Consider the following 23,283-nt stretch of genomic DNA (forward strand, 5'->3'; position numbering starts at 1 on the left):
CAGGAATTCCTTCTTAAACGGTAACTAAATAGTTTTTTCTCACCTCGAATTACCGCAGTCAAGCCGCTATAATCTGTTCCTCTCCAAGCGATACTTATTAACCAAATCACATGTAAGTAAGTGCTACTAATTGCTTGCAAGCAAGGCTACATAGATTTATTCAGGATAACCGTTTAATTCGCAACCAAAACCCTCCTGAATAAAATGTAATTTCAGGAGAGCTCAAGCGAAAAAAGTGGTGTAAAATCTGAGGGAATTAATTCTTATCGCGGAATATAATGCGACCTTTAGATAAGTCGTAGGGAGTTAGTTCCACTTTAACTTTATCACCCGTTAAAATTCTAATGTAGTTTTTGCGCATGCGACCAGAAATGTGAGCAGTGATAATATGCCCATTTTCTAATTCAACACGAAACATAGTATTGGGCAGGGTATCTATAACTGTGCCAGCCATTTCTATATGATCTTCTTTTGCCATAGGTCTCTCAAATGATTACCAAATCGATTAAGTAATGTTTTCAAAATAAAAACATGATTCTTCCGCAAGTATACTGCTAAAATGAAGGCAATGGCAATTATGCAATGCTGAAATTTATACTATAGGTATAAATTGAAAATTAATTGTACTAATGTGCGTTATCCTGCAACCCAATGTGGCACACAATCAGGGTGTTTTAAATTATCCAAGTTGTATTGTTTTAATCTAATGTTTCGGCTACCATTGCGTCCTTAGTTAATGAGGTCAGTGATTTTATGACCCCTCCACGGAACGGAAATAGCCAATACTTTATAAAACAATTGGAGCATCAAGTGAATCGTATTTTGCTATTTATTCTACTCAGTATTGCTGGTTTTGCTAATGCTGGGCAATTTGGGCCTACAATAAAACCTACTTGTCCAGTACCTAAAAAATCCATGAGTGTAGATGATTTTCGAATCGTTTCCTCTGGAGCCACGTCGGTAATCGAAGATGAAAAAGGCCGTGAGTGGAACGTGTACATTTACGGCAAAAACATCACGATAAACAAAGAGATCATTAAAGAAGTACTTTCTAATCCTTCAAATGAACTACCTCGACAAGCGAAAGAAGCATTTGGGGCCTGGTTATGTGTTTACGAAGGTAAAGCTCAAGATGTAGCTTTTGAAGGCAGTTCAAGTTATATGATGCCATAAAATGGAGTTTGATAAATATCTTATCAGAGTAGCCTGGTTGCTTGCAGCCAGGTTGTACTTAATTTAACGTCAACAGTTTTGCAAAAGAAGCTTGCCACATCCCCTGCATACTTGGATATTCCAATGCATTCCTCAATAAGCGCATAAAATCCACTCGACTAATTATTTCCGCGCCCAAGGTTAGTAAATGAGGGGTGGGAAGTTGGCAGTCAATAAAGTCAAAATTCCATTGTTTCATCGTTTCACATAAATAATAAAACGCAATTTTTGAAGCATCAGGGACTTTGTGAAACATGGATTCACCAAAAAAAGCGTGTCCCAGGCTAATTCCATACAATCCCCCAACTAATTCATCGTCAAGCCATACTTCAAATGAATGAGCATAGCCCATTGTATGTATTTGTGTGTATGCCTCAATCATATCATTAACAATCCAGGTATTTTCTACACGCCCCGTAGTAGTAGCACAGGCACGTATCACTTGATTAAATGCAGTATCTACAGTGATTTTAAATGGCTTTTTTAGTGATTTTCGTAAACTACGAGACACTTTAAATGCTGAAGGACGTACAATAAGCCTTGGATTCGGTGACCACCAAAGAATAGGTGAGCCAGGCCCATACCAAGGAAACACACCCTGTGCGTAGGCTTGTAATATACGATTGGGGTCCAAGTCGCCACCGATAAATAATAGCCCTTGTTTATCGCTGGTTTCAGGATCTGGGAATAAAAACTCTTCTTTAGGGTCTTTTAACATAGGTACAGTTTCTCCATGAAGCATGCAAAACCCGAGATTTGGAAGTATATTGAATATATTCTACAATTACTATAAATACGCAAGGGGGAACTCAATTGCAATTGGATCATCTTTACAGTTTAGGAAATATTTTAATTCTTCTTAGTCTAAGTTGCAGAAAAGTGCTTTTGATTCGTATTATCTTTGCTTTATCAGACACCTCATTTCTATTGTATGGAATATTAGCTCACATTCCGCCAATGGCTTATTGGGCAATTGCTTCGCTCCTTATTAATTTCGTACAAATTGGTTTTTTGATAAGGGATATGATGCCTAAATATTTAAGTGACGAATTGCAATCAATAAAAAAAATATTTTTTGACAGCATGCAAACTAGTGATTTCTTACGCTTAATTAAGTTAAGTCATCGAGGAACAGCCAGTAATGAAGTTGTGCTAGAAAAAGATAAGCCAGTAAAAGCGTTAATGCTCATTACCAATGGGCAAGTTTATATTGATATTCACGATTCAATCTTGGAGCTGGGACCTTATCATTTTATTGGTGAAATGAGTTATTTTAGTGATGGGAATGCAAGTACGACAATTCATGCACGTGAACCGGTTGAATATATTTATTGGAATTACAGTGACTTACGGCGTTTACAAGTCAAAACTCCGCCCTTATTTATGAAAATGATCGAGGCTATGGGAAAAGACATTATGTTGAAAATGCTTAATCGCAATAAAGAAACCATGAAATCAAAATCATCCAATCAATTAGTAAATTAGATCAATCAATTTAATAAATCCTTAATAAAGTTAACTTATAATTTGCGCATTTACTAATCTTAGAAACTATTTGGAGATAAAATGCCGCAAATTATTAAACCCATTTTTGAAACAAAACTTGAAGAGGCATTTGCTTCTACCAAACATCGATTTTTCACTATGACTACTCCAATTCAGAGTTGTGTCTATCGTAATCGCGCAGGTCAAATTACAAAAAAGGAATCTGATTTCGTTTCTTTTGTTGCAACACCATTTATTGATTCCTTTTTAGAACCAGTCTTTGCTCTTGATTCGTTAATTCATTTGGTGAATGCACTGGCTTCTGCAGCAAAAGGAATGTATTTATGGAGTTTGAACCAACAAAAAACATCCTCCATCCTTGATGAAGAGTCGGGCGCAGAATTTGGCATGGCACTTTCTAGTCTCGTCCTCTCTATAGCAGCAGACCTTGCTCAAGCTTTAAACCTAATAATCAGCCTTGCTAGTCTTATCACCCGCCCCATAATGAGTGCCGTTCAATTGGCTATTGATTGCACTACTGATCATGATTCTTATCGCGCTCAAATCTAATTGTGATTGCTGAGCTTGCCACGGATGGCAGAACCCCAAGGCATTTAGTCCCAGCTAGGCTCACCTAATCAGCTCAATAGTTTTTTAAAGACAACATAAAAAAATTTCTTTCTCTTTCCGATGTTCTACATTTTTGTGGTTTGTACCTAATGAAACCCGGTTACTTTTAACCGGGTTTTTTCTCACATTGTACAAAGGGGAGATGTGGTGAGGCTTATTTGAGTTCTAAATCCAAATATTGTTCTGCATCAAGTGCGGCCATACAGCCAAAACCTGCAGAAGTAATTGCCTGACGATAAATATGATCCGCAACATCGCCACAAGCAAAGACTCCATGTACCGAAGTACTAGTCGCCATGCCATCAAGTCCTGATTTAATCGTAATATAACCATCTCTCATATTGAGTTGGTCTTTGAATAACTCAGTATTTGGAGTATGGCCTATGGCAATAAACACGCCATCAACATCAAGTTGCTCTATTGAATCATCAAGAACATGACGAATTTTTGCCCCAGTAACCTTTTTCCCATCCCCGATTACTTCATCTAAGGCACTGTTCCAAATAATTCTGATATTACCACTTCGTTCTTTTTCAAATAATTTGTCCTGAAGAATTTTTTCAGCCCGCAAACTATCACGTCGGTGAATCAGGGTAACGTGAGAGGCTAAATTAGATAAATACAAAGCCTCTTCAACTGCAGTATTTCCACCACCGATAACACAAACTGCCTTGTTACGGAAAAAGAATCCATCACAAGTCGCACAGGCAGAAACCCCGCGGCCTTGATACGCAGATTCGGATTCTAAACCTAAGTAGCGTGCAGATGCTCCTGTGGCAATAATTAATGCGTCACAAGTATAGGTTTCGCTATCGCCTCGCAGGGTAAACGGCTTCTTAGATAAGTCAGCATTAATGATATGATCATAAATAATTTTTGTATCAAAACGCTCTGCATGTTTTTGCATGCGATCCATTAATGCGGGGCCTTGTAGACCTTCAATATCTCCTGGCCAGTTGTCCACCTCTGTAGTCGTGGTCAATTGTCCACCAGGTTGCATACCAGTAATTAATACTGGATTTAGATTTGCTCTTGCGGCATAGACTGCAGCAGTGTAACCTGCAGGCCCTGAACCCAAGATGATTAAGCGGTGGTGATTACTATCGCTCATCGATTCTGCCTTCCTTAATATTTTGATATTTTGTGTTAAGATGGCGAACATTATGACATAAACAAACCTTTGAATATACCTATGGCAAAACAACAATCGGGGAGAAAGGCTGGCTCCCTAAAAAAAACCATGCCAAGTTTCATCATCAAACGTCTTAGTGAGGGCAGTTTTATATTGTCTTTAACTGGGGCTTTATTTGTTCTTTTATCGTTAATGACCTATCAATTTACTGATCCAGGTTGGTCGCATGTATCACGTGCAGGAAAAACAGTTGCTAACTCTGGAGGACAGGTGGGCGCATATATTGCTGACGCTCTTTATTTTGTTTTTGGTTATTTCGCTTATTTATTACCGATTGTTTTTGTTTATGTTGCATGGGCAATACTTCAAGATCTACGGGCATTAAAAGTACTTGATCTTCGTGTCTTATCTTTACGCCTTGGCGGCTTCGTGCTGATGGTCATGGGTGGCAGTGGTATATTAAGTTTTCAAGCGCATTGGAACCGCCTGGATCCCATGCATGGTCCAGGAGGACTTATTGGGCAAGCTGTAGGCAAAGCATGGTTTCACATGTTGAATTTACATGGGGCAGTGCTGGTTTTATTAGCCATGTTTTTGGTTGGAACTACCTGGCTTACTGGAATATCCTGGTTACAAGCAGTAGAGTTAATTGGCTTTTACACTTTATCTTTGCTCAATAAGATTTATGCTACGGTGAAAAATGTAATTAGTGCAGGTAAGGCATGGATTGCAGGATATAAAGTACGTAGATCTGCGGCAGAGGATAGACTAGCTCAAGAAAAAGCAGCACCTAAGTTATTTAATTCCAAACCTGAGGTAGAAAAAGCTGCTCCAGTTTTAATGGCTAATGTAGAGAGACCTGCTGCTCAAAGAGCTGAGCCTGTGAGGTCAGAAATAATTAAGCCTGAACCAATTAAATCAGAGCCTGTTCGAGCTGAGGTAGTAAGACCTGCTCCCGTGGTTGTTGCACCACCTCCTCGTGAATTAAAAGAAATTCGTGCCCCTAAGCTATATAATCCAGGAACTTTACCTGGTTTAGACTTGCTGGATAGGGGAGAGCCCGGAACACCAATGGGGGGGTACACCCACCAAGAATTAGAAAATGTTTCTCGAGAATTGGAGCAGCATTTACTTGATTTTGGCGTACAAGCAGATGTGGTGGCTGTGCATCCAGGTCCTGTTGTTACACGCTTTGAATTGCAATTGGCTGCTGGTGTTAAAGTCAGTAAATTAACGGCCTTATCTAAAGACTTGGCGCGCTCTTTATCGGTAATTTCGGTGCGCGTGGTCGAAGTTATTCCCGGTAAAACCGTTGTTGGTTTAGAGTTGCCGAATAATTCGCGTGAAATGGTTCGTTTATCGGATGTATTGTCTGCTGATGTGTATCAACAGGCACATTCACCAATCACCTTGGCTTTAGGTGTTGATATTGCGGGACATCCAGTCGTGGTTGATTTGGCTAAAATGCCGCACTTATTAGTTGCCGGAACGACCGGCTCTGGTAAGTCAGTGGGGATTAATGCCATGATTCTGAGTATCCTCTTCAAGGCTACTCCAGAGCAAGTTCGTCTAATTATGGTGGACCCTAAAATGTTGGAGCTGTCTGTCTATGATGGTATTCCTCATTTATTAGCTCCAGTCGTAACTGATATGAAGGAGGCTGCGAGCGCTTTGCGTTGGTGTGTTGAGGAAATGGAGCGCCGTTATCGATTAATGGCTTCGCTTGGAGTAAGAAATCTTGCTGGTTTTAACACCAAGGTTGTTGAAGCGATTGCAAGTGGTGAACCACTATCGAACCCTTTATGGAAACCAGTAGATTCAATGGATGAAACAGCTCCCTTGTTAGAAGCTTTACCTCATATCGTCGTTGTTATTGACGAGCTTGCTGACATGATGATGGTTGTGGGCAAAAAGGTCGAGCAATTAATTGCTCGTATTGCCCAAAAAGCTCGCGCTGCAGGAATCCATATGATTTTAGCAACCCAGCGCCCATCAGTGGATGTTTTAACCGGATTAATTAAATCAAATATTCCAACACGAATGTCATTCCAGGTTTCTTCAAAAATTGATTCTCGTACTATACTGGATCAGCAAGGTGCGGAACAATTATTAGGCCATGGAGATATGTTATACTTGGCTCCAGGAAGTGGGGCTCCATTACGTGTTCATGGTGCTTTTGTTGATGATAAAGAAGTGCATCGTATTGCTGATGATTGGCGCGCTCGCGGTGAGCCCAATTATATCGAGGACATCACTAGATTAGGTGTAGATGGTGATGAAGGTGGGGGCAGTGCTGATGGGGATAGTCAAGCTGAAGATGAGGATCCGCTCTATGATCAAGCAGTTGAGTTTGTCATCCAAACACGTAAAGCCAGTATTTCTGCAGTACAACGACGATTGAAAATTGGTTACAACCGTGCTGCACGTATGGTCGAGGAAATGGAACGTACAGGAATTGTTGGCCCCCTAGATGGTGGCTATCGTGATGTCTTAGTTAACTCAGTAACAGAGGATTGATCATGAAAAAAATAGTGCTTGCAGTTCTTATGAGTTTTTCTGCCGGGGCATTTTGTGAAACGGCTGATCAAATATTACAAACTAAATTAAATGCAATTCGCTCTATGACCGCAAGTTTTAAACAGGTCGTTAAAGCGAAAGAGCGTGTAGTTTCTCGCTCTTCCGGAACCATGGCGCTACAAAGACCTGGGCGTTTCCGCTGGCAAACTAAAGAACCTATGGAACAATTGATGATTGCTGATGGTCAACGTATCTGGATTTATGATACGGATCTCGAGCAGGTCACAGTGAAAAAACAAGAAAAAGGTTTAGGTGGAACAGCTGCTTTATTTTTAAGTGGTTATGACGATACGGTAACGAGAGATTTTGCCGTGGTTCAAACTGGCTCAGGGGATAATCCTGTTTTTGATCTGAAATCCAAATCACCCAAAGCAAATTTTCAGCGCATGAAGCTGGTATTTCATAAAAATATGCTAACTGAACTGGTATTGTATGATCAGCTAGGGCAGGTGACTACAGTAGAGTTGGTAAAAACTAAATTAAACCCTCAATTGGCGGCTCCTTTGTTTCAATTTAAGGCGCCAAAAGGGGTTGATGTGGTACAGCAATGACTGAGTCAAGGAAGCCTCCCACCTTGCCATTGGCCGAATTATTACGACCAAAACATATTGATGACGTAATCGGTCAGCAGCATTTGTTAGGAGAGGGAAAGCCTTTACGACTTAGTTTCATGGGCGGTAAGCTCCACTCGATGATTTTATGGGGGCCTCCAGGAGTTGGTAAAACAACCTTGGCGCGAATTACCGCGGAGGCTTTTGATTGCGAGTGGATCGCACTTTCAGCGGTTTTTTCGGGTGTTAAAGATATTCGGGCTGCAATGGAACAAGCCCAAGAGAATCTGACTCAAGGTAGACATACCATCCTGTTTATTGATGAAATCCATCGTTTTAATAAATCCCAACAAGACGCATTACTTCCTTATACCGAATCTGGCTTGGTTACGTTTATTGGAGCAACAACGGAAAACCCTTCTTTTGAAGTAAACTCTGCTTTGTTGTCACGAGCACAAGTTTATGTATTAAAGTCATTAAGTAATGAAGAATTAAAACAATTATTTGAAAAAGCGCACCAGGCAGTTCTTACTGAAATTCCATTCGATGAAGCAGCAATCGCAATTATTATTGATTATGTGGATGGGGATGCTCGAAGATTACTCAATTGCATGGAGCAATTGCAGACCGCATGCACCGCTACGCAAGTGACTGAAGTGACTAAAGACTTCGTGATTAACTCCTTAGCTCAGCATATGCGACGATTTGATAAAGGCGGCGAGAATTTTTATGATCAAATTTCTGCCTTACATAAATCGGTTCGTGGCTCTAATCCCGATGCCGCACTTTACTGGCTTTGTCGTATGTTGGATGGAGGCGTTGATCCCTTATATTTGTCGCGACGGATTATTAGAATGGCGTGGGAGGATATTGGTTTAGCCGATCCTCGCGCGATGCAAATTGTGAATGATGCCGCAGAAACCTACGAGCGCTTAGGCGCCCCAGAAGGCGAGTTAGCCTTAGGCCAAGCGGTGATTTATTTGGCAATAGCCGCTAAAAGTAATGCAGGTTACAATGCGTTCAACGAAGCGATGGCTTTTGTAAAAAAAGACAAGTCGCGAGAGGTACCTATTCACCTACGCAACGCCCCTACGCGTCTAATGAAACAATTAGGATATGGGCATGAATACCGATATGCCCATAATGAGCCTCATGCTTATGCTGCAGGTGAACATTATTTACCTGAGGGGATGAAAAAGCCTAATTGGTATCAACCCGTGCCACGAGGCCTAGAAATCAAGATTGCCGAAAAAATGGCATTTTTAAAAAAACTTGATGAAGAATATAAATCCAAGTAGCTCTTCTAATCTTACCGCGTTTCGGCGTGATCTTATTGAGATTACCGGTTTAACGAGAGTTATCGGAATGTATAAGGTGGAAAATACACATTAGTTTCTCACGATAACTCTTTAGACGGGAGAAATTTTTTTAGGAGTAAGAGCGTCATCACTATCTGATACTCCTACATCATTCTTAAATATACTAAGTTTTTGAAGAGGACTTTTCACTCGTATCTCACTGTTTCGGGTGTTGGAATCAGTGGTAGCGCTATACAAAGTGAGGGGGGCTTGACTTGCTAGCTCCAGGGAGTTTTCTTCTTTTGAAGAAATATCTACATCGGATTTCTCTAAAATCTCTGTTTGCTCCAATTTATTTAATTGCTCTTGATACCATTGAATGTACCTTTGAAGATGGTGAATGTTATCGGTCAGCTTTTGCTTAATGTCTGTTTTTGATGCGCTTGAGGTATCTGTGACGAAAGTGGGAGGTTCCAATGACTCTTTTGATTCCCCCGCTTCAATTACGGGTCGTTTATTATGTTCCTTATCTTTTAGTGTATTTTGTACTAAATCTATTTTTAACGTGAGTAGTTTAACTTTTTCTTTTAGATATTCATTTTTAGATTCAATTTGAGACAATAACAGATGGTTTTGATTTAAACTATCAATATGAACCTCTCTTTTTTCTTCTAGCTCTTTGGTTAATTGCTCATGAGGGTCTTTAAAGAATATTTTATTTAAAAGTAGACTTGCTGAAGTTAATAAGATAGTAGCGCAAATTAGTCCTAGACCAACCGGAGTTAAAGAGGCCGTTAAGGCACTCAATGTCTGCAGGAAACTCAATTGTGTAATTCCTCCTCCAAGTAAGGAGGACATCCACGTAAAAAGCCCAGTAAAAGCGGTAGTTACAAAGGTTAAAACAGCAGCCAGCTCTTTGAATCTTTGTTGTATAGGGGTGGTTGCACCCATCAGTTCTTGCAATTGGGGCACTAGTAGTTGAGGCAGCTTGATAAATGGTTGCGCTAAGGCTATAAAAGGTGTAGCTAGATTTTTTATAGCCTGGATGAATGGATTTTCTTTTTCTGCATTTTTGTTCTCTTCAATAGGCTTTATTTTGGCATTAACCGGTAGAATACTTGCAGTTTCTAAGTCTTTGGAAATATTAAAATTTTCCGCTGAATGACGGAGTGTTTCTAGTTCTTTTTCTAATGCATCATGTTGAGCATATTGGAGCTCGATTTCTTTTGCGAGGTCTTTAATTTGACGTTCATGTGCATCCCGGGTCTCAATCGCCTCTATCAGTTTTTTAGTTTTATCGAGATAACTGAATATGCTGTTTGCGGCTAGAACTATTCCCCCTATTAGCATCGATGCTCCAACTATCATCCAGCCTCCTGGCGTCATAGAGAAGCCTAAAAAGGAGGTAATAGATAAGGCAAGAGTTATTACGGCTCCATATTTTGTAAAATGATCTAAAAAAGTATTAAAGCCATTAAAGAATCCCGCAAGGTATTTTTGTTTACTGTAAAGCGTTCTCACCGCTTGCTCAGTATTGCGTTTTTCATACCAAGACGTTACTTTTTTTAGAAAAGCAGTGGTCTGTTCAATTATCTTCATTTTAGCTCAGTTATAATGAACCTCATTTATTATGATTATAGATTAAACAGATTAAGCATATATTAAATTATCTGTTGTTTTTATATGCTTTTGATTGATAGTAATCATCTCGGGGGAAGATATTGAGGTTTCGCATCAACAGCATACTGGGCTGAATAATTGAATTGAAATGCGTATTCACGAGTAATTAACGCGAGGCACTATATTTCAATGAGAGGTGATCTTATTCCGACTCTGAGAGCCACAGAAATTTATCATAATTTTTAATATGGAAAAGAGATATAAAAGCTTAAAATATATTTATTTTCCCATGCTTTGCTCAATTAATCGTCACACAGAATTTAAAATTAATTCTATGATTTTAAAAGAATTTTGCTTTCTATTTAAAATTTGTTACAGTCTTTAGATTCATATAATCATAATGTCTAGTATGCATTATTCAAATTATCAAACTTGTGCAGTAAGACCCCAGATGCCTATATCTGAATGGGATATTTTGTCGAGCCTTCCGACTGCTCTAGTTATTATTAATTCACAAGGCCGGATTGTTTGGCTGAATCCCCCTGCAGAGGCAATGTTGGGTTATGGTTTATTTGGATCTTTATGGTTAGATGTTTTATTGCGTGCTTTTGTTCCACAAGCAGATGATGGACATGAGGTTTCTCTAGCTGATGGACGACGTGTGCATGCTGATCTCGCTACTTTAGATAGTTTACCAGGTATTTTAATTAGCTTGACGGATGTTACCACAACACGCGATTATGAGAAGGAAAAAGAAAATGATAAGCGCTTGGTTTCTATTGGTACGATGACAGCACAATTAGCACATCAGATCCGGACACCTTTAGCTTCAGCGATGTTATTTACCGATCATTTACATAGCCTCACTAGTATTGATGATCGAACCCAGAATTGGTTTCAGAGGTTGAATGAGTGTCATAGTAGTATCGAGCAACAGATTCAGGATTTACTGCTTTTTGCTCGAGGTACCACTATAGAACCTACACGTATGGATATGAACTATTGGTGTTCGCAATTAATTCAGCGTGCACAACCTTATGTTTCATCGCATTCGGTGTTGTTTAAGGTAAATAACCAATTGATTTCCCAGGAAGGGATGATTCATGGCGAATCATTAATTGGGGCAGTTTTAAATTTAGTAATTAACGCAATACAATCTGGAGCAACAGAGGTTTACTTAACCCTAGCATCAATGGATAATCAAGGTATTCATATATCAGTTGAAGACAATGGGAAGGGAATGTCTGAGGAAGTGAAAAGCCATGCTTTTTCTCCTTTTTATACGACAAAGGCCCAGGGAACTGGTTTAGGTTTAGCTGTAGTTTTTGCAGTAGTCAAGGCTCATGGAGGAACCGTGAGTTTAGAATCTATGGAAGGGGTTGGTACGCAGGTTAATTTGTATTTGCCATAATCTTAAAATTTATTTTTTAAGATGATGCGTAAGCCTTAAGATAAAATCAGGGTCTGTTTACATTTTGCCCGTCAAAAGACAAGAAAGATAACAGGCTGTAGCTTGAAAAAAGGGATTTTTATTATGAGTCATGTTCTAATCGTTGAAGATGATCCAGTCTTAAGAGAAGCCTTAGCTGAAACAATGACCATTGCAGGACATACCTATATTACCGCTAAGGATGGTAAAGAAGCGCTTGCGCTACTTGAATTACATAATCCAGCAGTCGTACTCACTGACATTCGTATGGATGGTTTGGATGGCAATCAACTATTAAATGAAATTCAACGAAAACGTCCTGGTTTGCCTGTTATTTTGATGACTGCCTATGGGTCAGTACAAGATGCGGTTGATGCAATGCGTCGGGGGGCTGTAGATTACTTACAAAAGCCTTTTAGCGCTCAGGTTCTCATTGAAAAGATTAATCAATTTATTAAAGTGGAGCAGGATGACGATGATACTGGCGAGCCTATAGCACAAGATCCAAAAAGCCAAGCTTTATTATCAATGGCATTAAAGGTTGCTCAATCTGAAGTAGGGGTGATGATTAGTGGCGAAAGTGGAACGGGAAAAGAGGTATTAGCCCATTTCATACACGACCATTCCACACGCAGGAAAAAACCATTTATCGCTATAAACTGTGCGGCAATTCCGGAGCAAATGCTCGAGGCTACTTTATTTGGTTATGAGAAGGGATCTTTTACAGGCGCCTATAAATCAACCCCAGGTAAATTTGAACAGGCTCAAGGTGGAACCTTGCTTCTTGATGAGGTCAGCGAAATGCCTTTAAGCCTGCAAGCAAAATTATTACGCGTTTTGCAAGAAAAAGAAGTAGAGCGTATTGGATCAAACAAAACTATTAGTTTGGATGTACGAATTCTGGCGACGACAAATAGGCAATTAAAGGATGAAGTTCAAGCGGGACGCTTTCGAGAGGATTTGTTTTATCGTTTGAACGTGTTTCCCTTACAGTGGCATCCTTTAAGAGAACGGAAAAATGATATTATTCCCTTAGCTAATTACCTAATTCGTAAGCACTGTCATCATAAGCAGCCAATTGTGCCTGTCATTAGCCCTGCAGCACAAAAATCAATGCTTGCATACGCGTGGCCGGGAAATACACGCGAATTAGATAATGTCATCCAACGAGCTTTGGTATTACAAACTCAAGGAATTATTGAAGTAGAACATTTGCAACTTTCGGCGACAGTTATTCAAGAAACAGAGGTTATAGCCGCGAGTAGTAAAAATTTGCAAGTGCATGAATTTGAACTAATTGTTAAAACTTTAATGGAAAATAACGGGAATCGACAAAAAGTTGCTGCATTATTGGGAGTTAGTGAGAGAACTTTACGTTATAAGCTAGCAAAAATGCGTGAAGAAGGGTATGTTGTATAGCATTCATGTTAATATGCTAGTGAAAACTTAGGTTTACGTTCAAAGTCTGTTAAACCTGTTTTTTCAGTGTACTAGGCTGAATAGTTACCATTTTTTTAGGAGGAGCTAAACAGCGAGCGTTTTAGGGACTAAATGCGTTCGAGGTTTAAGTTTTAGATAATAAGTATGTTATGTAGAGGAAGACGAAGGAATGAATGACATTAATACCGTTGGCCTATTTGATCAAATGCAATCAATGGCAGCAAAGGCTGAAGGCGCAACAGTCGATAGGGACGTAAATCAATCCTCATTCAGTGCAATTTTTCAAAATGCTTTAAATCAAGTAAGTGATTTAAGTAATAATGCCGATTCTTTAAAGAGCCGTTTTGAACTTGGCGATCGCAATGTAAGTATTGGTGAAGTAATGATCGCAACTCAAAAATCTAATCTTGGACTTGAGGCTGCTTTACGAGTCAGAAATAAATTTTTACAAGCATATCAAGACATTATGGGCATGCCAGTATAGACAAATCATAACTCCCAAGTTATTTTACAGGGTAGATTTTACAGGAGTTTAGTATGGCATTGGCTGATAATGCTTCAATGGTAGCAGCAAAATTTGCAAGCTTATCTATACCGCGACAAATTGGTTTATTAATTGGTTTGGCTGCGAGTATTGCAATAGGTTTAGCAGTGGTTTTATGGTCTCGTGATCCTAATTATGTTCCTTTATATACTCAAATGAATGCCCGAGACACAGCTGAAGTCGTATCGGCTCTTGAGCGCAATGGTATCGATTTTAAAATTGATAACAATAACAGTACCATTTTAATCCCATCAGAAAAATTACAAGGTACGCGTCTTAAGCTAGCCGCTGAAGGTTTGCCACGTGATCCGGTTGGTTCTGAGGAGCTATTTACCAGCGGTAATGCATTCAATAGCAGCCAGTTCATGGAGGTTGCACGTTATAAGCAAGCGCTGGAAGCGGAGTTGGCTCGAACTATTAGCAAGTTTAATGACATTAAAGCGGCCCGAGTACACCTAGCCATTCCGCGTGAATCTGCTTTTGTTCGTGATACACAGCAGCCTAGTGCGTCAGTTTTCATTGATGTTTATTCAGGACTTGAGCTCAAAAAACAAACTATTGCTGCCATTGTGAATTTAGTGGCATCTAGTATCCCTAATTTATCAGCAAGTCGTGTCACCGTGGTGGATCAAGATGGCCAATTATTGAATGAGGGAGGAGGACAGACCTTATTTACTGATACCGAACGTTTCCTCGATTATAGACAAAATCTTGAGCGTCAGTATGCGCAAAAAATTCAAGACATTTTGACCCCATTATTAGGTTATGGTCGTGTGCGCGCTAAAGTATCTGCGGACATCGATTTTACTAGCTATGAGCAAACTCAAGAGCTGTTTAATCCAGAACAATCTTCCTTGCGTAGTGAACAAACACTGCAAGAAAAGCGTAATGCGAACAATGAAGCACAGGGAGTGCCTGGTTCATTATCTAATACGCCTCAGTCTAATCCGGCGCTTACTGGTAAGAATCCGAATGCTCCAGCGAATCCAGCGAATCCGCAAGGGCAGCAATCATCAGAGACAACTCAAAATACGGACGTACGTACTCAAAGTACGAAGAACTTTGAGTTGGATAAAACCATTAGTCATACCAGAAATCAACCAGGTTCTATTAAGCGCTTGTCTGTAGCTGTATTAGTAGATAATCCTGCAATAATGGATGACAAAACTAAGAAAATGACTAAGAAAGCCTTGACTGCTAAGGAGATCGATCAAATCAAGCTGTTGGTTGCTGACGCGATTGGTTTAAATGCTAAACGTGGTGATAGCTTGAATGTAATCAATAGTGATTTTGTGAAGCCAGATCCTATTGCGCCTCTCCCTGAAGAACGTTTTTGGCAAAAAGACATCTTCTGGTCTATTGTCAAGCAAGTTGTAGGTGCATTGTTTATTCTGTCAATCATCTTTGGGGTTTTAAGGCCGATGCTTAAAACCCTGGCAAGCAATAAAGGAGGAGGTGGTGATCTGCCTTATCTAGAAGACCAGCCAGAGGCTCAGGGTGAATTGACTTATGATGAGGGAATTAATGTAGGTGATGCACATGATTATGAGTCACAATTAAATTTATTACGCCAAGTTGTTGATAAAGAACCCAAGCGTGTTGCGCAGGTAGTTAAAACTTGGGTTGATCGGGGGTAAGAGATGGATGGAATAGAGCGTGCAGCCATACTGCTTCTCAGTATGGGAGAGAAAAATGCAGCTGAGGTTTTGAGGCATTTAGAACCACGACAGGTGCAGAAAGTTGGAATGGCAATGGCTGCTTTAAATAATGTCAGTAGGACAAAAATGCAGAATGTTTTAGCTGATTTTACTAGTGCTATAGGCGACCAGACTAGCTTGGCCGTAGATACAGAACATTATTTAAGAACCATACTTATAGAAGCCTTAGGACTAGAAAAAGCAACCCCATTTATCGACCGTATTTTGGTGTCAGATAAAGACAGCGGTCTTAATCGTTTGAAATGGTTGGATGGACGGTTAATTGCTGATGTTATTCGAAATGAACATCCGCAAATTATTGCAACCATTTTAATTCATCTGGATAGTGAGCAAGCTGCAGAAGTAGTGAGTTACTTTAGTATGGAAAAACGCTCAGAGGTTTTATTACGTATGTGTAATATTGATACGGTAAAGCCAGAAGCTATTAGTGAGCTTGGACAGGTAATTGAAAAACAACTCAGTGGACAAAAGGTGAGTAAATCTGCTTCCGTTGGGGGAATCAAAAGTGTAGCTGATGTTATTAACTATTTTGATGGTTCGATGGAAGAAGAGGTTTTAGATAAAATTAAGGAATGGGATTCGGATTTAAGTGAAAAAATTCGCGATAAAATGTTTGTATTTGAGAATTTGGTCGATATGGATGACCGTAGTGTGCAAACTTTATTACGCGACGTATCTCAGGAGTTGTTAAAGTTAGCTTTAAAAGGTACAACCGAAATAACCAAAGAGAAAATATATACCAATATGTCTAAACGTGCGGCTGATCTGTTGCGCGAAGATATTGAACTTCAAGGACCGGTCAAGGTAGTGGATGTAGAACGTGCACAACGAGATATTCTCACCATCGCCAAGAGCTTAGCAGAAGAAGGGAAGATTGCATTAGGTTCTAAAGGTGGAGATGAAATGATTTAATTTTGGTAGGGTGTTTAAAGCTACATTTTTTAGCTGGCCATTTTGCTTGCAAATTAAGACAAGTTAGCGCTATTAATCATTCATAATATTTGTAAATTTCGCCATTGTATTCGCAATGGCGACAGTGTTAATTCCCAGTGTTAACTTAAAAGACGTAGCATGGGTGAACTATAAGGGACTAAGGGTTTTACATGGCAAATAAATTTGAGCCTTATCGTACAAAACAAACTAATGATAATGATTTTAATGTCTGGGATTATCAATCAACGCAAAAAAAAGAAGAGGAAGCTCCCGCGGTTGATGAACGAGAAGTCTTTCGTATTGAATGTGAGCGTTTAAAGCAAGAGGCAATACAAAAAGGTTATGAACAAGGATTACAGCAAGGCCAAGTAGAAATAAATAAAAAAAGGGACGAGCTTATCCGTTGGCTGGATTTAGTTAAAAATCCAGTAAAACTTTTGGATGAACATGTTATCCAGGAAACATTACAAACGATACTCTGGCTCAGCCAACATTGCATCGCTGTTGAATTATCGGTAAATCCAGAAAAATTGCGGGATTTACTTAATGAAATTAAAACGGAACTACCCACCTTAAATAATCATCGCATGTTGGCTATGCATCCATCAGATGTTGAGTGGCTTAAAGCTGAAATCAAAGAAAACGAGCTCCCGGGATTGCATGAAATCTTGGCTGCAGATCCTACATTAAATCGGGGTGATTTTTATTTAAAAGGTGAACATAGCGAGTTGGATGGCCGAATTCATACCCGTTTTGCAACTCTTTTTTCCAAGTACATTACAAAAGACAATTTAATGCCCATGAAGGTTCAGGATTAAGTTATGGAACAGTATGAGTCTCGCCTTGTGAAAATAATGTCTGATGTACGTACTCAGGAGCATTCTGGTTTATTACATTGTGGACGAATCAGTCGTGCGGTTGGTCTTACTTTAGAAGCAAAAGGGTTTAATCAACCCGTAGGAGCTCGTTGTTTTATTAACGTCAATGAATCTCATTCAATTGAAGCAGAAGTTGTTGGTTTTGGCCAAGATCGTGCCTATTTAATGTCAATTGGTGCCATTCAGGGACTGGCTCCAGGTATGATTATTGCCCCTACTGGTCGTGTGGCAAGAATCGATGTTGGCTGGCCTTTATTAGGGCGTATTGTCAATGGTTCAGGAGCGATTATTGATGAGGGACCTCTTATTGAGCTGACGGAAACCTATCCATTAGAGTCTGCAATAATTAATCCGCTCAAAAGAGCTGCTATAGATACCCATATGGACGTTGGAATTCGTGCAATTAATGGTTTACTCACGGTGGGGCGTGGTCAACGAATTGGCCTTTTTGCAGGAAGTGGAGTGGGTAAATCCGTTTTATTAGGTATGATGACGCGCTTTACAAAAGCTGATGTTGTTGTGGTAGGTTTAATTGGGGAACGAGGTCGAGAAGTTAAAGAGTTTATTGAGTGCAGCTTAGGGGAGGAGGGATTAAAGAGAGCCGTGGTTGTCGCCGCTCCTGCGGATGAAAGCCCATTAAGACGGTTACATGGCGCAAAAGTTGCTACCAGTATTGCTGAGTATTTTCGTGACCAGGGAAAACATGTGCTTCTGTTAATGGATTCTTTGACACGTTTTGCCCAGGCCCAGCGTGAAATTGCCTTATCTATTGGTGAGGCGCCAGCAACTAAAGGTTATCCTCCTTCGGTATTTACCAAACTACCTAAACTGGTTGAGCGTGCAGGAAATGGTGAGCCAGGAAGCGGGTCAATTACTGCATTTTACACAGTATTAACCGAAGGTGATGATTTACAAGATCCCATTGCTGATGCTGCGAGAGCTATTTTAGATGGTCATATTGTTTTAAGCCGTTCTTTAGCCGAGGAAGGACAATATCCTGCTATTGATTTAGAGGCATCCATTAGTCGCGTGATGCAAACTATAGCTTCTGAAGAGCAAATGAAGGATATGCTGCAGCTGAAAAAGTATTTATCTCTTTATGAAAAAAATAAAGATTTTATTTTGTTGGGGGCTTATGTAAAAGGTTCGGACCCTAACTTGGATAAAGCTATCTTAGCTCGAGATAAGATCAGAAAATACATGGAACAGGGAATGAATGAGCAGGTTAGCTATGAAGAGAGTACCCGTTTATTATCCGAGTTGGCGAAGTCATTTACTGGCCGTTGAGCTTACTACTATTTAGCTTATTATCCCTGACTAGCGAAATGTCAACAACCCTTCGAGTAGGAGTTAATTCATGAATCAGCGATTGGACCGCTTGACGCAATTGTGGGAAATAAAAAAAGACTTAACAAACACTGCCTACCAACAGCTTTTACATGCACAGGAGCAGTTTAGCAAAAATAAAGAAAAGCATGACCAATTAGTTGGTTATCGACAAGATTATTTACAACAATTAGAAACAATGGGCGAACAAGGTACCTATGTGAGGCGTTTGCGTAATCGCATTGATTTTATCAGCCATCTCGATATGGCTTTAGTGCAGTTAAATGGTCATTTAGCACAACTTGCCAAGGTAAGGCGAAATGCAGAATCAACCTATAAGCAAGCTAAAATTTCTGAAGAGAGTGTTAATTTATTAATAGAGCGTGTTAAAAAGGCTCAAAAATCTAAATTGAACCTCCAAGAACAGAAAGAAAATGATGAGTATGCACAAAAGCAGTGGTATAGTAGAGAACTTAACGACGAATGATTAAGCGGATACAGTGAATAAGATTCTTAAAAAAATTTGGATGACTCTCGCCATCCTCATTATTCTTATGGCTGTTTTGTCCAGCGTGTTTCGTTCGCTAACTCCTTGGGCAAAACAATATAAAGGTGAGGTTGAACAGCATCTATCTGTCCTTTTAGGCCAGCCCGTGACCATTCAAACTATGGAAACAGGATGGTATTGGTTTCAACCCGTACTTAAATTGAAGCAAGTCACATTAGGCAGTGACTCCAGAAAATCATTTCATTTAAATAAATTACTTGTAGGAATTAATGTCTTTAGATCCATATGGAACTGGCAGATCCAGCCCGGTGTTCTTTATATTGATGACATGCATTTAACGCTAAGAGAAAAAGGCGATCATTGGACTCTTGATGGCATTAGCACGGATACGCTTAATAGTGAGGATATGACTCCTGAAAAAACAAAACAAATTTTAATTTGGCTATCCCAACAAGAACGTTTAATCATTAAACGCGTTTCTATGTATTTTCATTTTAGCGATGGCGGCTTGATTCCTGTTGATGGCCTGAATGTTTCTGTATTGAATGATGGTGGCCATTATAAATTAAAAGGTAGTGCTCGACTGGATCAAACTAATAGCACAGATTTTCAGTTGCTTGGGGACGGCTATTTTGATCCTGATAATTTTGGTGAAATAGAAGGTAAGTTTTATTTTTCTGCACAAAATATTATGCCAGCTCAATGGCAAAGCTTATTTCCCAATGCGACGGAGCATTTAGAAGGCGGGAAAGGGGGCTTACAGCTCTGGATGGATGTGCATAAAGGGTCGGTTGCATCGGTACAAGCTCAAGTAAAATTAGAGCATTTGGCCTGGCGTTTGCTCAATAAAGAAAAAAGTCAGTTAGTCCAATCATTTTTTGCAAACCTGTCTTGGAAACCAGACAATCAAGGTTGGCAGTTACACGGTGATCACATCCAGTTGCGTGTTGGTGGTTTAAATTGGCCTGAGAATCAGCTTTTGGTGAAATATAATCATGAGCAACAAACGTATCAGTTTTTTATTAAGAGCATCATTATTGAGTCATTACTTTCAGACGCGATTAATTGGCCTAAGAGTATTCAAAATCTGCTGCAGATAAAACCACAAGGTATTTTACATGATACCCAAGTCTTGGTGAGGCTTGCCGATCCTTCTTTCCGTATTCCACTGATTCCTCAATTATCATCAGCGAGTGCTTCTCAGGAGCCTGTCAACACATGGGCACAAGGGAATGAAATTAGCTATGTGCTCACGCGTTTTGATCAATTGGGATGGAATGGCAACTCGAAAAAGAAAATACCGGAAGTAAGAAATCTTTCTGGCGTAGTCAATTGGCAGCCTGAAGAAGGGCGTTTGGAGTTGGATTCTGAGAATACACTGGTTGTTATCCACGGTTATCCTACACAAAATCTGACTTTACTTAATGGAGCTATCGATTGGAAAGAGTTAAGTGATGGGTTACGAATTAGTATTGACCGGTTTGTCCTAAGCAAACCAGAACTTACTTTAAGTGCGCAGGGGGCTGTCGATCAGGTGATGCAGGATTCGGTTGGCGCTATCCGTTTGAATGCAGAGTTTTCAGGTAAAAATATTGAGCAATGGGCTCCATTTCTCCCTAAAAAACATATGAAAGCTAAGCTGTATACCTGGCTAACACGTGACTTGAAGCATATTGCTGAAATGAGCGGGACTATTAGCTTAAATGGAATGGCCCAAGACTTTCCCTTTGATGATCATAATGGTGAGTTTACTATTACAAGCCATGCAAGTGGTGGGGAACTCTACATTAATCCTAAATGGAAGATAATCAAAGAGATTGAAGGGGATATTCAACTAACTAATCGTAATTTAAATATTGATATTGTAAATGCAGATTTTCAAGGTGTTGCTGTCAATCAAATGAATTTGCGTATCGATAATATAGGTAATAATAAAGAAAACCTGATTATTACAGGAAGCATCAATGCACCCGTGCAAAAAATGGTGAATTATGTGATGTCTTCTCCTTTAAAAAGTAAATTATCCCTATTAAAACAATTGGCAATAGATGGCTTTGCTCAGTTGAGTCTCAATTTACAAGTTCCTTTATATCCTGAAAACGACAAGGTCTTAGCTAAAGGTGATTTAAACTTTAAAGATAATACCATTACAGTGAAGTATGAGTTCGTGAAGTTTATGTTAAAGGGTGTAACTGGTGAATTGTTCTTCACTGATGATGGGGTGAGTGATAGTTCATTAGTTGCTAACTCATTGGGGCATCCACTTAACATTAAGATTAAGTCGGTTCAAACCCCAAAACCAGCTACCTCGATTGCTGTAGAAGGCACTTGGACTGCTGACTCATTGAAAACTCGCCATAATGCGCCAGTTCTTGCTTTCTTGAATGGATCTTTCCCTGTTAAAGCCATTTTGAAATTGGCAAACAATCCCTCAGAAGTAGATACAATTAAGTTAACTTCTTCATTGCAAGGTTTGGCTGTTAATTTACCTGCGCCGCTTGGCAAAGCGGATGAAGAAACACTTCCTTTAGAAGTGAGTGTGAATTTAAATCCGGATAAATCAATACGTTTGAAATCTAATTATGATGCACGTTTAAGTACAGATTTATTATTTAAGACAACTAATGGTGCTTTAGATCTAGATTCAGGCCAGTTACGTTTAGGTAGCGCAAATGCTGCGCTTAGTCAAAAACTACCAGGATTAGCGGTGGTTGGATCATTAAAGGGTTTTGATCTAGGTGAATGGAAGAATATATATAATCGATATGCACTAACGCAAAACACAGGTCCTTCTTTACTTAATAAACTAAGTATTATTAATGTTACGTTAGATAAGGTTAGTATTTTGAAACAGCAATTTGATGCATTGACCGTTAAAGCAAAGTTGTTGCCCAATAAAGATTGGTCTTTTAGCCTAAATCAAAAAAATGTCGCCGCAGATTTATTGTATCGTGTGTCCGCCAATGAGTTAAGTGGTCATATTCAACGCTTACATTTAGAGACGTTAAATACAAAAGATATTAAGTCGAACGAATCTTCGGAAAAATTCCACCCAGGCCAAATTCCAAATCTTAATTTGCGAGTTGACAACTTATCCGTAGGGACAGTACTCATTGGTGATGTGACTTTAAAAAGTCAGTCAAACTCGAAGCGTTGGTCATTGAATTATTGCCGGATTGATTCTCCTGTATACCAATTTAACATCGATGGCGCATGGTCACAGACGAAAACAGCTGATCAGTCGACGTTCCATTTAAAACTCGAGATGACTAATTTAGCTAAAAGTCTTGAGCGTTGGGGTATTCATCCTTCAGTCCGTGCCAAAAAAAGCTATATCGAATTTAAAGGTGGCTGGAACAGCGATTTAGCTGGTTTTTCATTAGCGAAACTAAATGGTGATATGTTCTTGCAGCTTAAGAATGGCAGAATCACTGATTTGAGCAAATCAACTGAAGGAAAATTGGATTTAGGTAAGTTACTAAGTATCTTAAGTTTGCAGACAATACCACGACGATTACAACTGGATTTTAGCGATTTAGCACAACAAGGTTACAGCTTTGATATCTTTCAAGGTAACTTCTCGATTCATAAGGGAAGAATGACGACCCAAGACAGTTATATTGATGGGCCTGTTGCTTATGCAAGTATGAAGGGTGATTTAGATTTAGTAAGACAAACTTATGATATGAATTTAAAAATCTCTCCGCACATTACTGCCAGTTTGCCCATCGTGGCAACAATTGCAGGTGGTCCAGTTGCTGGTGTTGCTACCTGGGTTGCGACGAAAATTATTAATCAGGGCATGCAAAAAATTTCCGCTTACAGCTACAAGGTTTCTGGCCCGTGGAAAAAACCGGTAGTACAACAATTGACGATTGTTAAGAAAAAGAATAACCCCATCCAGGCAGGCCAAGGATTAATGAAAGATCAGCTTAATTTGGATTGATTTAGCTATCGGAGCCTGGTTGCTTGCAACTGGGCTTCCTTACCTGACGAATTTCG

General features: G+C 39.5%; 19 protein-coding genes. 15 read left to right on the forward strand and 4 right to left on the reverse strand.

The genetic code is table 11. From position 1 onward, the window contains the following. Positions 1 to 256: 256 nt before the first annotated feature. Entirely contained in the window at positions 257 to 478 is a 222-nt protein-coding gene (gene infA, locus E1P08_RS00160) for a translation initiation factor IF-1 (protein WP_058499675.1), read from the reverse strand. A gap of 275 nt (positions 479 to 753) precedes the next feature. On the opposite strand from infA, the gene E1P08_RS00165 reads away from it, so the two are divergent. After that, the gene (locus E1P08_RS00165; RefSeq protein ID WP_133135011.1) at positions 754 to 1,173 is read left to right on the forward strand and encodes a hypothetical protein; all 420 of its coding nucleotides are present in this window, start codon (positions 754 to 756) and stop codon (positions 1,171 to 1,173) included. Positions 1,174 to 1,231: 58 nt separating this feature from the next. Here the strand turns inward: E1P08_RS00165 and aat are convergent, their stop codons facing one another. Beyond that, positions 1,232 to 1,930: a leucyl/phenylalanyl-tRNA--protein transferase gene (aat, locus tag E1P08_RS00170; protein WP_133135012.1), complete on the reverse strand. Its 699-nt coding sequence runs from the start codon at positions 1,928 to 1,930 to the stop codon at positions 1,232 to 1,234. Positions 1,931 to 2,025: 95 nt separating this feature from the next. Between aat and E1P08_RS00175 the strand changes: the two genes are divergently transcribed. Next, positions 2,026 to 2,697 (forward strand): cyclic nucleotide-binding domain-containing protein, encoded by a 672-nt coding sequence (locus E1P08_RS00175; protein WP_242602328.1) that lies wholly within the window; start codon positions 2,026 to 2,028, stop codon positions 2,695 to 2,697. Between the two features lie 81 nt (positions 2,698 to 2,778). Beyond that, on the forward strand, positions 2,779 to 3,267 hold the full coding sequence (locus tag E1P08_RS00180) for a hypothetical protein (protein ID WP_133135013.1): 489 nt from the start codon (positions 2,779 to 2,781) through the stop codon (positions 3,265 to 3,267). Between the two features lie 214 nt (positions 3,268 to 3,481). On the opposite strand, the gene trxB is transcribed toward E1P08_RS00180, so the two are convergent. After that, positions 3,482 to 4,438, reverse strand: coding sequence for a thioredoxin-disulfide reductase (gene trxB / locus E1P08_RS00185; protein ID WP_165485041.1), 957 nt, complete (start codon positions 4,436 to 4,438; stop codon positions 3,482 to 3,484). A gap of 81 nt (positions 4,439 to 4,519) precedes the next feature. Here trxB and E1P08_RS00190 point away from each other — a divergent pair, with 81 nt between their 5' ends. Genes E1P08_RS00190 through E1P08_RS00200 form a run of 3 tightly spaced genes read left to right on the forward strand, consistent with a single transcriptional unit; the run spans position 4,520 to position 8,885 of the window. Beyond that, positions 4,520 to 6,976 (forward strand): DNA translocase FtsK, encoded by a 2,457-nt coding sequence (locus E1P08_RS00190; protein WP_133135015.1) that lies wholly within the window; start codon positions 4,520 to 4,522, stop codon positions 6,974 to 6,976. A gap of 2 nt (positions 6,977 to 6,978) precedes the next feature. Further along, positions 6,979 to 7,587, forward strand: a complete 609-nt coding sequence (gene lolA / locus E1P08_RS00195; RefSeq protein WP_133135016.1) for an outer membrane lipoprotein periplasmic chaperone LolA — start codon at positions 6,979 to 6,981, stop codon at positions 7,585 to 7,587. Further along, entirely contained in the window at positions 7,584 to 8,885 is a 1,302-nt protein-coding gene (locus E1P08_RS00200) for a replication-associated recombination protein A (RefSeq protein ID WP_133135017.1), read from the forward strand. The genes lolA and E1P08_RS00200 overlap by 4 nt, the downstream gene beginning before the upstream one ends. 111 nt (positions 8,886 to 8,996) lie before the next feature. Here the strand turns inward: E1P08_RS00200 and E1P08_RS00205 are convergent, their stop codons facing one another. Further along, on the reverse strand, positions 8,997 to 10,484 hold the full coding sequence (locus E1P08_RS00205; RefSeq protein WP_133135018.1) for a hypothetical protein: 1,488 nt from the start codon (positions 10,482 to 10,484) through the stop codon (positions 8,997 to 8,999). A gap of 430 nt (positions 10,485 to 10,914) precedes the next feature. Between E1P08_RS00205 and E1P08_RS00210 the strand changes: the two genes are divergently transcribed. The 9 genes from E1P08_RS00210 (at position 10,915) to E1P08_RS00250 (ending at position 23,227) form a co-directional block, all read left to right on the forward strand. Further along, positions 10,915 to 11,916, forward strand: coding sequence for an ATP-binding protein (locus E1P08_RS00210; protein ID WP_133135019.1), 1,002 nt, complete (start codon positions 10,915 to 10,917; stop codon positions 11,914 to 11,916). Between the two features lie 123 nt (positions 11,917 to 12,039). After that, positions 12,040 to 13,353: a sigma-54-dependent transcriptional regulator gene (locus E1P08_RS00215; protein WP_133135020.1), complete on the forward strand. Its 1,314-nt coding sequence runs from the start codon at positions 12,040 to 12,042 to the stop codon at positions 13,351 to 13,353. Between the two features lie 190 nt (positions 13,354 to 13,543). Then, the gene (fliE, locus tag E1P08_RS00220) at positions 13,544 to 13,858 is read left to right on the forward strand and encodes a flagellar hook-basal body complex protein FliE (protein WP_133135021.1); all 315 of its coding nucleotides are present in this window, start codon (positions 13,544 to 13,546) and stop codon (positions 13,856 to 13,858) included. Positions 13,859 to 13,911: 53 nt separating this feature from the next. Further along, positions 13,912 to 15,555 carry a flagellar basal-body MS-ring/collar protein FliF gene (fliF, locus tag E1P08_RS00225; protein WP_133135022.1) on the forward strand — a complete coding sequence of 548 codons (1,644 nt, stop codon included), beginning with the start codon at positions 13,912 to 13,914 and terminating at the stop codon, positions 15,553 to 15,555. A 3-nt stretch (positions 15,556 to 15,558) separates the two neighbouring features. Next, the gene (fliG, locus tag E1P08_RS00230; protein ID WP_133135023.1) at positions 15,559 to 16,548 is read left to right on the forward strand and encodes a flagellar motor switch protein FliG; all 990 of its coding nucleotides are present in this window, start codon (positions 15,559 to 15,561) and stop codon (positions 16,546 to 16,548) included. A gap of 191 nt (positions 16,549 to 16,739) precedes the next feature. Continuing rightward, the gene (locus E1P08_RS00235) at positions 16,740 to 17,387 is read left to right on the forward strand and encodes a flagellar assembly protein FliH (protein WP_133135024.1); all 648 of its coding nucleotides are present in this window, start codon (positions 16,740 to 16,742) and stop codon (positions 17,385 to 17,387) included. 3 nt (positions 17,388 to 17,390) lie between these two features. Beyond that, positions 17,391 to 18,734 carry a flagellar protein export ATPase FliI gene (fliI, locus tag E1P08_RS00240; protein ID WP_133135025.1) on the forward strand — a complete coding sequence of 448 codons (1,344 nt, stop codon included), beginning with the start codon at positions 17,391 to 17,393 and terminating at the stop codon, positions 18,732 to 18,734. Between the two features lie 70 nt (positions 18,735 to 18,804). Next, a complete protein-coding gene (gene fliJ, locus E1P08_RS00245) occupies positions 18,805 to 19,260 on the forward strand; it encodes a flagellar export protein FliJ (protein ID WP_133135026.1) in 456 nt (151 codons plus the stop codon). Positions 19,261 to 19,273: 13 nt separating this feature from the next. Next, the gene (locus E1P08_RS00250; RefSeq protein ID WP_278041768.1) at positions 19,274 to 23,227 is read left to right on the forward strand and encodes a YhdP family protein; all 3,954 of its coding nucleotides are present in this window, start codon (positions 19,274 to 19,276) and stop codon (positions 23,225 to 23,227) included. Positions 23,228 to 23,283 lie beyond the last annotated feature (56 nt).

Origin of the sequence: Legionella rowbothamii, assembly GCF_900639985.1 — a bacterium.
Classification (GTDB): domain Bacteria; phylum Pseudomonadota; class Gammaproteobacteria; order Legionellales; family Legionellaceae; genus Legionella; species Legionella rowbothamii.